Raw genomic sequence first — 12,671 nt, forward strand, 5'->3', positions numbered from 1 at the left:
GCCGAAATTCAAGTGCGCCAGGACAGTCGCGACCCCTGCGCGCCCAGACCTTCAGCGTGCTGCACGGATCACCACACCGATCGTGGCGGCGGCGGACTCACACAGGTCGACAGGCAGATCAGCGGCCGTGGCGACAGGTGAGTCGCGAGGTGCCGCGGAGACGTCGACATTGATCAGGTGCGCGTTGTTCGCTCGTGCAGGGTCGGCGGGCCGGTAGGCCACGACCTCGGCACAGCGTGCGTCCGAGTCGCCGCCGAACTCGACGCCGTTGAGCCCTTCGCGCGAAATCACCCGCGCCGCCGGGCCGATCGCGGCCTGCTCGTTGTCGCGTCGGTAGCCGACCGCGACGGTGATCCGGTATCGGTTGCCTGTCTTCGACAGCGTGAGGCTGCACGAGTACACGCCCGCCCACGCTGTCGACTCGACGGTCCATCCGGGGAACTGAGCCTCGATCTGTGCCGTGGCGGCGCACGGGCTCTTGTGCGTCAAGGTCTTTCGGTCCGGGCTCGACGGGTTCGTGATCGGTGGCAGCGCCAGCAAGGAGTCGGCGACGGCGGCCAGGTAGTCGCGCGTTGCCTCGCACCGCTGCGGCCAGTGCGCGGACTGACCTGCCGAGCGGGTTCGCTTGCCTCGCACCATGTGGGCGAGCCCGGTCAACCCGACAGGTAGGTAGTACGCACAGGTGTAGCCGTCGCCGAGGTCGCGATAGGTCGACGACTGAAAGACCTGCTTTCCGGCCACTTCCTCGGCGGTGTCGTCAGCTCGGTCTTCGGCTAGGTATCGATGCGCCAGTTCGAAATCGAAGACGTAGGCAATGCCGGGCTCGTCAACCGACTCCGCCACGATGGCACACCCCGCCAGTCCGGTGAACAGGTTGCCGTCGACAACGCGACCGAAGCGTTGTGCGAACACACGGTCATGGCTCGCGCAGGGGTCCGCCGCGCGGATTCGCGCCATCAGTTCTGCCGTCGCCGGTGCTGCGGCCAGTTCCCGCTCACTCGACGGGAGGCCACGTGTAGGCGGTGCCGACATCGGCTCTCCTGGAACCGGAGACCCTGGCACCAACTGCCCGCAGCCGGCGAGAACGGAAACCGCCAGTAGCAGCGAACCCAGCTTTGCCCTGTCGATCATGCTCCCACCGTCCCCATCGTCGCAGCCCACCCGAGCGCGCCGCAGCCTATCGGCCACCCAGACGCCCGTGTCCGCACGGTGCTCGTTGTGACGTCGGCGTTGTTGTCGGTGGGGTGGGGCAGGATGGTGCCATGACCTCCGCGACCGGCAATGACTTGCTCGATCTGACGGCTCCTGACCTGCGCGAACGTGCTGAGGAGTTGCTTCGTGAGCTCGCGGGGGCGGGTGCGCGGTTGCGGGAGGATCAGTGGGTGGCCATCGAGGCGTTGGTGGTGCAGCGGCGGCGGGCGTTGGTGGTGCAGCGGACCGGGTGGGGTAAGTCGGCGGTGTATTTCATCGCGGCGAAGTTGTTGCGGCGGGCGGGGCGCGGGCCCACGGTGATCGTGTCGCCGTTGTTGGCGTTGATGCGCAACCAGGTGGCGGCCGCGGATCGGGCGGGGGTGGTGGCGGCCACGATCAATTCAGGGAACGTGACCGAGTGGGACGAGATCCATCAGCGGGTGGCCGACGGGGAGGTCGATGTGTTGCTGGTGAGTCCGGAACGGTTGAACAATCCGGACTTTCGCGATCAGGTCCTGCCCCGCTTGGCGGCCGACGCGGGGCTGGTGGTGATCGATGAGGCGCACTGTGTGTCGGATTGGGGGCATGATTTTCGGCCCGATTACCGACGGATTCGAACACTGATCGCCGATCTCGGGTCGCAGGTGCCGGTGCTGGCGACCACCGCTACCGCCAACGACCGGGTGGTCACCGACGTGGCGGGGCAGATCGGCACCGACACGCTGGTGTTGCGTGGCACATTGGATCGCGAGTCGCTGCATCTGTCGGTGGTGCGGTTCGACGACGCGGTGCAGCGCACGGCGTGGCTGGGCGAACAGCTGAACCGGATGCCGGGTTCGGGCATCATCTACTGCCTCACCGTGGCCGCGGCCAACGATCTCGCCGACGTGTTGAACACGCAAGGCCACACCGTCGCCGCCTACACCGGCCAAACCGACCCGGCCGAACGGGAAATGCTCGAAGGCGCGCTGCTGAACAACGAGGTCAAGGCCTTGATCGCGACGTCGGCGCTGGGGATGGGTTTCGACAAGCCAGATCTGGGTTTCGTCGTGCACGTGGGGGCGCCGTCCTCGCCGATCGCCTACTACCAGCAGGTCGGTCGCGCGGGCCGTGGCACCGAACGCGCCGAGGTGGTGCTGCTGCCGGGGCCGGAGGACGCGCGGATCTGGAGCTACTTCGCGTCGGTGGCCTTCCCGCGTGAGCACATCGTGCGCTCGGTCCTGGCCGCGCTGGACACGGACCGGCCGATGTCGACGGTGGCGTTGGAACCACTGGTCGAACTGAACCGGTCGCGCCTGGAAATGGTGCTGAAGGTGCTCGATGTCGACGGTGCCGTGCGCCGGGTGCGCGGTGGCTGGTTGTCGACCGGCCAGGACTGGGCCTATGACACCGAACGCTACGAGGGCCTGGCCGCCGCGCGCGACGCCGAACAGCAGGCGATGATCGACTACCAGTCCACGTCCACCTGCCGGATGACCTTCCTGCGCCGCCAACTCGACGACCCCGGCCTGAACGACGCCGGCGACTGCGGCCGCTGCGACAACTGCACCGGCGCCAGCCCCGACACCACCGTCGACGAGGCCGCGATCGCCGCCACCCGAGCACGCTTGGATCGCCCGGGACTGGATCTCGCGCCACGTAAGCAGTGGCCCAGCGGCATGGCGAAATTGGGAATCCCGTTGTCGGGCAAGATCACCGGCGGCGCCGAAACCGGCCGGGTGGTCGGCCGACTCACCGATCTGGGCTGGGGCCATCGTCTGCGGGCCTTGCTCGACGCACCCGACGCACCCGTGCCCGACGCGGTCTTCGACGCCTGCATCGCGGTGCTGCGCGACTGGACCTGGACCACCCGCCCCACCTCGGTACTGGCTCTGGACAACCCCCGCTACCCCCAGCTCACCACCAGCCTGGCCGCCCGCCTGGCCCAGATCGGCAAACTGGACAACCTCGGCACCCTGCACACCCGACCCGACCGCCCGCCGGTCTCCGCCGCGAACTCCGCCCACCGGGTAGCCGGGCTGTTCGACTCCTGGGAGGTCCCCGACCTGTCCGATGTCGCAGGCCCGATCCTGCTCGTGGACACCCTCACCGACACCGGCTGGACCATGACCGTGGCCGCGCAGGCCCTGCGTGCCAGCGGCGCCGACGCGGTGCTGCCGTTCGCCCTGGCCACCCCCACCTGACCCGCCCACGCCGGGAAAACAGCCAACACGCCGCCCAGATTGTGTCCACCTCCGGTGTCCAATGCTTGAATGCGCCTATGACCAGGACCACATTTGCTCGAAACCTGATGGCCGTTGCCGCGGGCTGTGCGGCCGGATTCACCCTGTTGACCGTTCCCGCGCAGGCGTCGAACGAGAACCCCCTCGACTGCTCGGGCGTGCCCGGCGCACAGGCCGCCGCCGACCGGGAAAGCGCCCAGCGCGGCATCGCGATCACGCCGCTGTGTTTCAGCGGCGGCCTCTACAGCGGCATCCACGCCGGTATCCCGCTGGCGGTCCTCAACCCGCTGACCATGCCCGGCACCGCGACCGTCTGTGTCGCCGAACAAGAAACCATCGAAGCCGCAGACAAATTCGCGTGGAGTGAACGGGTTCATGTGATGCCGATGTGCATCCAGCACCGGGCATTCGGGGTGTACGAGCTGTAGTCGCCGGTGACGCGGGCTCGCTCTCCCCTCGGGAGCGGGCCTGCTCGTCTATCGTGGGGCGGGTGGCCAAGTCTGCGGCGCCTGCGGTCGAACTGCCGGTGGGTGAGCACACGGTGCGGGTCAGCAATCCCGACCGGGTGTACTTTCCCGAACTCGGCGTGACCAAGCTCGATCTGGTGCGGTACTACCTCAGCGTCGGGGACGGGATCGTCAACGCGCTGCGGGATCGACCCTGCATGTTGCACCGGTTCCCGAAGGGTTTGCCCGGTGGGAAGGTGCATCAGAAGCGGGTACCGGCGGGGGCGCCGGACTGGATTCCCACGGTGCGCGTGTTCTTTCCGCGCTACGGCAGGCACGCCGACGAACTGTGTGTGCACGAACTCGCGGATGTGATCTGGGCGGTGCAGATGTCCACGGTCGAATTCCACCCCTGGAACTCGCGAGCCTCCGATACCGAATCGCCCGACGAATGGCGCATCGACCTCGATCCGATGCCCGATTGTTCGTGGTCGCGGGTGCAGCGGGTGGCGGGGGTCGTGCACGAGGTGCTCGACGAACTCGGGGCGGTCGGGTGGCCGAAGACTTCGGGTGGGTCCGGGATGCACGTGTATGTCCGCATCGCGCCCGAGCACGGGTTCCAGCAGGTGCGGCGGGCCGCGTTGGCCTTCGCGCAGGAAGTGGAACGGCGCGCGCCGGCCGATGTCACCACGGCGTGGTGGCGCAAGGATCGCGATCCGGCGCAGCTGTTCATCGACTACAACCAGAACGCGCGCGACCACACCATCGCCGCCGCCTACTCGGTGCGCGGGGTGCCAGAGGCCACGGTGTCCACGCCGGTGCGATGGACCGAGATCGACGACATCGTGCCGCGCGATTTCACCATCGAGACCGTGCCCGCCCGCTACGCGGAACTGGGCGACCTGCAGGCCGACATGGACCAGGCCGTCTTCGACATCACGCCCCTGCTGGAACTGGCCGATCGGCACGGCATCGACGAACCCGTCGACCTCGACGACGCGTGAGGTCGAGGGCGCGCCCACGCGGTCGACCGCGACCAGGAACAATCGAAGATCGCCGACCGCGCAGGCGGTGCCGATCACAGCGTTCGGGCAGCGCAGGCTGCCGATCAACCCAGGAGGTCTTTCGTGCAGGAATCCACGATCGCGATCGGCCCCGATCAGCCCGCACCGCGCCTGCTCGAGAAAGCGGTCGTCGGCGCGGGGGCTCGGGTCGGCGAACTCGCGGAGGCCGACGCGCTGATCTGGATCGGCACACCCGGCGACTTCCCGGCGACGCTGCCGCCGTCGGTGCGGTGGGTGCAGTTGCCGGCCGCGGGGATCGAGGACTTCTTCACCGCGGGCGTGCTCACCGCGCACCCCGAGGTCCAGTTCACCTCCGCGGCGGGCGCGTTCTCGCACAGTGTCGCCGAACACGCGCTGATGCTGTTGCTGGCCGGGGTGCGGTACCTGCCCGAGCAGTTACGCGCGACGTCGTGGCAGCAGCGTGAGTTCTTCCCGCACATCGGGTCGCTGCGCGGGAAGACCGTGACGATCGTGGGCGCCGGCGGGATCGGACGCGCGCTGATCCCGATGCTGGCGCCGCTGGGCGCGCACGTGATCGCGGTGAACCGGTCGGGGCGCCGGGTGACCGGTGCGGGAATTCCCGCCGATGTGGAGACGGTGCCGACCGAACAGCTCGCGCGCGTGTGGTCGCACACCGATCACGTGGTGGTCGCGGCGCCAGCGACCGCGGACACCCGGCACCTGATCGGCGCCGACGAGCTGGCTCGGCTCAAGCCGTCGTCGTGGGTGATCAATGTGGCGCGCGGCAGCCTGATCGACACCGATGCGCTGGTCGACGCACTGACCAGCGGAATGATCGGTGGTGCGGGCTTGGATGTCACCGACCCGGAACCGCTGCCCGACGGGCATCCGCTGTGGACACTGCCCAACGCCATCATCACTCCGCACGATTCGAACCCGCCGCAGCTGCGGTTGGCGGCGTTCGCCGATCATGTGGGTGCGAATGTGGGACGGTTCGTGGCCGGCGAGACGTTGCACGCGATCGTCGAGCCCGCGCGGGGTTACTGAGCGCTCACCCACGCGGCGATCTGGCTGCGTTTGGCGAAGCCGAGTTTGGTGAGAATGTGTTGGACGTGATTTTGCGCGGTGCGGTCGGAAAGTACTAACGCGGCGGCGATCTCGTGGTTGGTGAGGCCTCGGGTGACCAGGTCGGCTACCTCGCGTTCGCGCGGTGTCAGTGCGGTGCAACGGAGTTCGCGGGCGGCTATTGCGCGCAGACGGTTCGCCCAGGGTTTCATGCCGAGCGAAATCGCTACCGGCATCGCCTTTTTCGCGATCGAGACGGCCTCTGCCGGGTCGTCGTGCACCAGCGATTCGGCGAGCTCGCAGTCGGCTTCGACAGCGAAACCGGGAGTGCCGATCGTGCGAGCGGTCTGGGCCGCGCAGCGCAGTTCACGGTGTGCGGTTTCCCGATCACCCAGTGCCGCAGCGAATTTGCCCAGCCACAGGGTGACCGGGCCGAGGTAGTGGGCGTTGCCGCCACCGCCGGTGATGTGCAGGCCGCGGTATCGGCTCAGCTCCTCACTGAAGTAGGTGATGTCGTCGTCGATGCGCAGCGCGGCGGCTATCGCGCCGCCGACTGCGAGCACGTTGAGTCGGAAATACGGTGGGACAGACCACTTCTGGGGCGGACCCAGACTGCGGTACAAGGGTTCTGCTTCGTCGGTCAGGCCGCTGTCCACCATGGGGAACGCGGTGCCGAGGGCGGAGAACAGGAGGTTGCGCACCTCGCCGCGTGCCGGTGCTGCCGGTGGGACAAGCGCCTCGGGTCGATGGCCGAGATGGTGGCCGACGATCGCCAGCAGTGCGCGGTAAGCGCCCTCCCCCGCCGGATGGCACAGGGTCGCGGCGAGCTCGTGCGCGCACCCCGCCAGGTTCAACGCCTCGTCGAACTCCGCGCGCGCCTGCGCCAGTGCTGCCTGCGCGATGAGCAGGTGCCAGCGCGACATCGGACCGCCGGTGCGTTCGGAACACCAACGCAGACAAGATAATTCGCCGGTGATCTCGCCGAGTTCGCCCTGTTCCCACAGTGCGTCGATACGCCACAACCGGCCCCACATCTCCACCGCGGGATCGCGCGCACGCTCGCCCGCGTCGATCATCCGGGTGGCGAGATCGCCGTGTTCGTCGCGGTGGTCGGGTCCGCTGCAGGCCAGTTGACGGGCGCGCAGTGCGGCGGCCAGTACGCCGGGGTCGTCGCTGCGCTGCGCGGATTCCAGTGCGGCCCTGCTGGATTCGTCCACGCCGTCGAGGTGGCCGAGGTAGATCGCGGCCTCGGTCGCGCGGGCGAGCAACCGGGCTCGCAGCGACTCGGGCACACAACCCGCGGTCGGCGCACTGTCCGAGGCGTCGACTACTTGCCCGCCACGCTGTGCGTCGGCAACCAGTCCGGAGCGCAGTGCGTCCAACGCCAGCGCTTCGGCACAGGCGTCGGCAATATCGCGGTCCCAGCTTCGGTCACCGATCGGCTCCAGCACCAGCGCTGCTTCGGCGAGCAAGACCGTCGGTTCGGGTCGGCGCTGCGGTGAACTGACCGCGCCGGTGCCAGTACCCGAGGTTTCCGACACCTCGCTGACCGTGAAGCCGCTGGCAGCCGCGCGCGCAATCGACTGTGCGGCAACGCAATCCGCCTTCGCTGCAGCACGGTCCCCGGCGCGTGCGGCTGCCGCCGCTCGTTGCAGCAGCAGTTCGCCCCGCGCTATCGGGTCGAGGTCGGCGGCGTGCGTCAACGCCAAACCGTACAGTCGCACGGCTTCCTCGAAAGCCAAGGCGCGCAAGGCGACGTCCGCGGCGCGGCGGGCCCAGCGCACGGCGGGCCCGCGCTCACCGCCGACGGCCGCATTGGCCCAATGCCATGCCAGCGCAGCCGAATTCGCTTCCACGGCATCGGGATACAGCACTTCGATAGCCAGTGCTGCGCGCTCGTGCAACACCACCCGCTGCTGCAACGACAGCCCGTCGACCAGGGCTGCGCGCACGAGCGCGTGAGTGAACCGGACCGTGCCCGGTTCGTCGGCGGTCACCAACAACCCGGCCTCGATCGCCTCGTCGACCGCGGCGAGACAGTCCGACGCGCAACGTTGCACGAGCCTGGCGGCCACCGCGATGGTGAACCGTTCGCCCAGAATCGACGCCGCGCGCAGCAACTCCTGCGCCGATGTCGAACGCGGCGTCATCCGGCCACGGACCACCTCGCGCAGGCTGGTCGGTAGGCATAGTGCGTCGTCGGTGGTTCCGCGCAGGGATCTGCCCAGTTCACGCAGGTAGAATGGGTTTCCGGCGGTCATGTCGTAGGCTTCGCCGGTGAGCTGCGCGGGCAGTTCACGGCCCGCTTCGACACGAAGGCAGTGGGCGGCGTCGGTGGGCGACAGGCCGCGAAGTGCCAGTGACCCGGCGACCGGTTCGCGCAGCAGGTCCGGTTTGATGCTGGTCCAGCCCGAGCCCGCCGCGCCGGAACACTCGGTGGCGCACACCATGATTCGTCGCTCACGCAACGCGCGGACCACGTAGAGCAGGGCTTGCAGCGACGGTTCGTCGGCCCAGTGAATGTCGTCGATCACCAGCAGCGTGCCGCCAGCCGCCCCGGCACGACCTCCAGCACCGCCGAGGCCCGCAGCGCCGCCGAGACCTCCGGCACCGTTCAGACCCGCTGCACCGTCGAACCTCGCAGCACCGTTAACGTCCGCAGCGCCGCCGAGACCTGCAGCACCGTTGATACTCGCAGCACCGTTGACACCCGCAGCACCGTTGACACCCGCAGCACCGTTGACACCCGCAGCACCGTCGAGACCGGCGGCGAAACCGTCGAACAGCGACACCCGGTCGGCACCCGGCGCGGGCGCACTGGTGCCCAGCGCCTGATGCCACAGCCAGAACGGCGGGGTGTCGGGCAGTTCGAGCGCGCGAGCCCACAGCGTGCGCACGCCGCGCCGCGCCGCGTGCCCGGCCAGTTCCGCGACCAACCGGGTTTTGCCCACGCCCGCCTCGCCGGAGCAGATCACCAGTTGGGGCGCGCCACGCAGCGCGTCGTCGAGCCGACCCCGCAGCTCGGCCAGTTCGTCCTCGCGTCCGATCAGCTCGGTGGGCACACCTCACCTCCGAGTACCAGAGCATACTCGCAGGTGAGGGGCTATTACAGGGTTATGACCGAGGCTGTGACCTCAGGACGCCGTGCGGGGCGTGAGACCGCCGAGCGAGACTACATACTCCTTCTCCTTGTCGTCGAAACTGATCGAATAGGTCGTCGGGTACCGGGTCGAGTGCTGGTAGGCCTGCGGTTGGGTGATGTCGCCGGTGAACGACGGCTTGGTCAGCAGCCAGTCCCTGGTGAACATCGGTTCGGTGAAGATGTACTGGCCGTCCCACGCACCGTTGATCAGCGTCTGGGTGAACTGGCCGGGGACCACCGGTGTGGTGCCGTCGACCCAGTGCACGCCCATGCCGGGCACCGCCTGCATCTCGATCGGCTCGGGCAGGGTGGTGTAGCCGGTGGGCATGTACTTCAGGTCCGGCTTCACGCCCGCTTTGGCCAGAAACTGCGGGTCCTGCGGGTTGATCGCCTGCACCGCGGCATCGTCGATGAAGTAGAAGTGCGTGTCGAAATGCGGCTTGTCGAAGATGCCGACCGGTGGGTGACCGTGCGGGACCCAGTCGAAGGTGAGGTGGTTGATCACGGTGTCCTTGGCTTGTTCCGGGAGCGCCAGGCCGGGGCTGGCCGGTGGCGGACCCTCTGGCATCGTGGCCGGGACCGGCAGGCCTTCGACCGCCGCTTCTTGGATGCGCAGGCCCAGTTCGGTGGGGTGGCCGTCTTTGTCGGTGGTCACATAGGTACGGATCTGACCGTTGCCCATGGATCGTTGGTCGCCGTAATGGGTTGTGGGGCCGGAATCGTCGCTGCACGCGGCGGCGCCGGCCAGGACGAGTGCGGCCGCCAGCGCCGTGGTGAGTAGGCGCGTGCGCGACCTGTATTCGGACATGACCGCTCCCTTCGAGAGTCTGTCCTGAAGGTAGAAGCCTTCCGTGCTGCCAGCGTCCGCCGAAATACTCATCCGAGGTACTCATAGATGGTTCCATTCGAAACAGATGGCGGCTGATCGGTGCGCCGAAATCGGACACGACGGTTACGCTGTCCTCGTCCTGGTTCGGTAAGGATGGGATCGGCAATGGCATGGACCTTCACCGCTGACGAATTCGCGCACGTCTGGCGGGAATCGGGTCAGGACCGTCTGCCGTTTCCGCTGCGGATGCTCGAGACACCGCGCACCGAGCTCGACGCGGCCCGATTACGCGAGGGACTGCAGCACCGACTACCCAAGGGCGATCCCGACCTCGCCGCCTGCCTGCGGATCATCGCGCACCCGCACGCCAGGATCACCTTGGTCGGGGGCGCCCATACTCCCGGAAGCGAAATCCGACTGCTGGGCTGTGCGGTGTACGACCGTGCGGTGCTGGTGGTGCAGGAACCGAGCACCCGTCCCGATTACGGTGGGGCCGTTCGTGTTTCGATCGGACACTCCGCCGGAATCGGTGCTCGCGTCACCGCCTGCCTGCCCGATACCCCGCCCGGACGCGAACCCGCCCGCGAGGCCGCCGCCGCGGCGGTGCGCGACGAGGAAACCGTGCTCGCGACCCACCCCGCGGTGCCGCGGATCCAGCGATTATTGCGCCGACCGCACACCGCCGAAGGTCACATCCGTATCGAAACCGGTCTGGACCATGCCGTGCCGAATCCGCCGGTGCACTACAGCTGGATCGACGTGGCCAACGACGGCCGCTACCTGTTGCGCGCCGGTGAAACCGTGCACGTGGTGCCCGCGTCGATTGGGCAACTCACCGCCCAGTTACAGCGAAGGTTAGTGCCGGCGCACAGTTCACACAGCAGAAGGTCCGGCTAGCCTGGACTCCACCGCATCATCATCTGGAGGGGAGACGCGATGACGATCGAGAGCAGCAGAGCCGAGATCTCCCGGTTCCGCAGCGCCGCCACGGCGGGGACACTGAAGTTCGACCCCGACGCCGCGCGCCGCTGCGCGGACATCTACGACCAGCAGGCCGAACGCCTCGCACAGTTGCGCCACGGGCTCGAAAACGCCGCTGAGACAGAGGGATTCGGGGGCTTCGTGTCCGCCCAGCAGTTGCAGGCAGGCTTCGCGCACAAGGCCCGCGACGCCGCCGAACTGCTCGACTCCTACATCGAGGCGGCGTACCGCATGAAAGAGGCGTTCCTGCTCAGCGCGGGCCTGTTCGAAGAAGCCGACGCCGCCGCGGCCGCCGCCCTGCGCGCGATCGACACGCGGGTGCGCGGATGAGCACCGACCCCACCTACATCAGCGCGATGGAACATTTCGAATCCATGCCGCACGAACAGATCTACGCCCGGACCCAGCAGATCGACGCCGCCGCCATCCTCAGCGCGTCGATCACCTGGCTCGACACCGCCGCCACCCTGACCACCTCGATGCCGCTGACCAAATCCAGCGCCGACCGGGCGATCAACGAAGCCGAATGGTCCGGCGCGACCGCCGACGCCGCCACCGCCAGCACCCGCAGCTTCGCCGCTTCGATCGACGAACTGGCCGCGGTGATGGCCGAGGTCGGTGCCCGACTTGGCGGGGTCGCCGCCGCCGCGGAGTCCGTGAAACTGGCCGTTGTCGCGCCCGGCGGATCCGGTCCGATCGGCACGATCGCGCGTCTGTTGGAGAGCGCGCAGGTGATCGACGCGCAGATGGCGGCCGAGGCTTTGCGCCAGGAGGCTGTGCTGGCGATGAACATGATCTACAAGCCGGCGTACTCACTGGCCGGCACCGGTGTGCCCGCACTACCCACCGCACCTGGGGAATTGGCTGGTGCCGAGGGTGATTCGACCCCGAAGGGCAAAGAGCCACCCGCGAAATCGCCGACCCCGTCCGAACCGTCTGCGCCACTGGGCAATTCACCCGAGGTCCCGCAGAACCCGAAATCCGCCCAGGACCCCGGCAACACTCCCGACCCCACTGTGACACCAGGCGAGAACCCGACACCACCACCTCCGGCGCAATCGGAAACCCCTGCACCCCAAGGTGATACGCCTACTCCGGTCCCGCCCATCGAGAGCCCCTCGCCTTCGAGTCAGACCCCCGCTCCGCCCTCGAGCACCCCCGCACCCCAACCGCCCGCGCCGCCGACCGAAGCGCCCGCACCCCAGAGCCAGGCGCCGACCACTCCGCCCAGTGAGCCGACCACACCGCCGAGCGAGACACCCACTCCCCCGCCCGCACCACCGAGTCAGTCACCCACACAACAAGATTCGAACCCCCTCCCCCCGAAGCCGCCGACCGCCGAGTCGCCACAGCCCGCCCCACCACAACCGGAAACCCCTGCGCCGACTACCGCGCCACCTGCGCCGCCAACCGTCCCCGCCCCGACATCAGAACAACCCGCGTCACCAGCACCACCGGGACGCCAAGCCCCCCAACCACTTCCCCTCCCCGGCATGCCAGACATGTCCGACCCAGGCGGCCAACCCGGCGTAACCGGCCCCGTCCCCGGCACCGAAGTACCCCCCTCCCAACCAGCAACCCCCAAGCCCCCCCCAGCCGACACCGACCAACCCGGTGTGGTCCCGCAACAACGGTAACAACGGGTCACGGTCACAACCCGTACACCAAATTCCGCCATCACCGCACCCCGGCGGTACCGCACATCCCAAAAACCACCATGACCGCACTCCCCGCACTCCCAGCCACCACCTGCGACCCATAGGGAGCAGC

At 68.4% G+C, this 12,671-nt stretch carries 10 protein-coding genes; 7 read left to right on the plus strand and 3 right to left on the minus strand.

The window, feature by feature from the left end; translation table 11 throughout:
• Positions 1–51: 51 nt before the first annotated feature.
• On the minus strand, positions 52–1,032 hold the full coding sequence (locus ACFWU5_RS18585; RefSeq protein ID WP_379268048.1) for a hypothetical protein: 981 nt from the start codon (positions 1,030–1,032) through the stop codon (positions 52–54).
• Positions 1,033–1,262: 230 nt separating this feature from the next.
• Here ACFWU5_RS18585 and ACFWU5_RS18590 point away from each other — a divergent pair, with 230 nt between their 5' ends.
• The 4 genes from ACFWU5_RS18590 (at position 1,263) to ACFWU5_RS18605 (ending at position 5,931) form a co-directional block, all read left to right on the plus strand.
• Positions 1,263–3,374 (plus strand): RecQ family ATP-dependent DNA helicase, encoded by a 2,112-nt coding sequence (locus tag ACFWU5_RS18590; RefSeq protein WP_379268049.1) that lies wholly within the window; start codon positions 1,263–1,265, stop codon positions 3,372–3,374.
• A gap of 77 nt (positions 3,375–3,451) precedes the next feature.
• Entirely contained in the window at positions 3,452–3,841 is a 390-nt protein-coding gene (locus ACFWU5_RS18595; RefSeq protein ID WP_379246063.1) for a hypothetical protein, read from the plus strand.
• Between the two features lie 53 nt (positions 3,842–3,894).
• Complete coding sequence (ligD, locus tag ACFWU5_RS18600; protein ID WP_379268050.1) at positions 3,895–4,863, plus strand: non-homologous end-joining DNA ligase; 969 nt, start codon at positions 3,895–3,897, stop codon at positions 4,861–4,863.
• A 123-nt stretch (positions 4,864–4,986) separates the two neighbouring features.
• Complete coding sequence (locus ACFWU5_RS18605) at positions 4,987–5,931, plus strand: D-isomer specific 2-hydroxyacid dehydrogenase family protein (RefSeq protein ID WP_379268051.1); 945 nt, start codon at positions 4,987–4,989, stop codon at positions 5,929–5,931.
• On the opposite strand, the gene ACFWU5_RS18610 is transcribed toward ACFWU5_RS18605, so the two are convergent.
• Both ACFWU5_RS18610 and ACFWU5_RS18615 read right to left on the minus strand, forming a co-directional pair.
• Positions 5,925–9,011 (minus strand): helix-turn-helix transcriptional regulator, encoded by a 3,087-nt coding sequence (locus tag ACFWU5_RS18610; RefSeq protein ID WP_379268052.1) that lies wholly within the window; start codon positions 9,009–9,011, stop codon positions 5,925–5,927. The genes ACFWU5_RS18605 and ACFWU5_RS18610 overlap by 7 nt on opposite strands.
• A 72-nt stretch (positions 9,012–9,083) precedes the next feature.
• Positions 9,084–9,899, minus strand: a complete 816-nt coding sequence (locus tag ACFWU5_RS18615) for a DUF5602 domain-containing protein (RefSeq protein WP_379268053.1) — start codon at positions 9,897–9,899, stop codon at positions 9,084–9,086.
• Positions 9,900–10,085: 186 nt separating this feature from the next.
• On the opposite strand from ACFWU5_RS18615, the gene ACFWU5_RS18620 reads away from it, so the two are divergent.
• From ACFWU5_RS18620 to ACFWU5_RS18630, 3 genes are read left to right on the plus strand one after another with little or no spacing between them, the layout of a single operon-like run.
• Positions 10,086–10,817 carry an ESX secretion-associated protein EspG gene (locus ACFWU5_RS18620; RefSeq protein WP_379268054.1) on the plus strand — a complete coding sequence of 244 codons (732 nt, stop codon included), beginning with the start codon at positions 10,086–10,088 and terminating at the stop codon, positions 10,815–10,817.
• Positions 10,818–10,856: 39 nt separating this feature from the next.
• Complete coding sequence (locus ACFWU5_RS18625) at positions 10,857–11,231, plus strand: hypothetical protein (RefSeq protein ID WP_379268055.1); 375 nt, start codon at positions 10,857–10,859, stop codon at positions 11,229–11,231.
• A complete protein-coding gene (locus ACFWU5_RS18630; RefSeq protein ID WP_379268056.1) occupies positions 11,228–12,538 on the plus strand; it encodes a hypothetical protein in 1,311 nt (436 codons plus the stop codon). The genes ACFWU5_RS18625 and ACFWU5_RS18630 overlap by 4 nt, the downstream gene beginning before the upstream one ends.
• Positions 12,539–12,671: the final 133 nt, after the last annotated feature.

The organism is Nocardia sp. NPDC058640, assembly GCF_042716995.1.
Taxonomy (GTDB): Bacteria; Actinomycetota; Actinomycetes; order Mycobacteriales; family Mycobacteriaceae; genus Nocardia.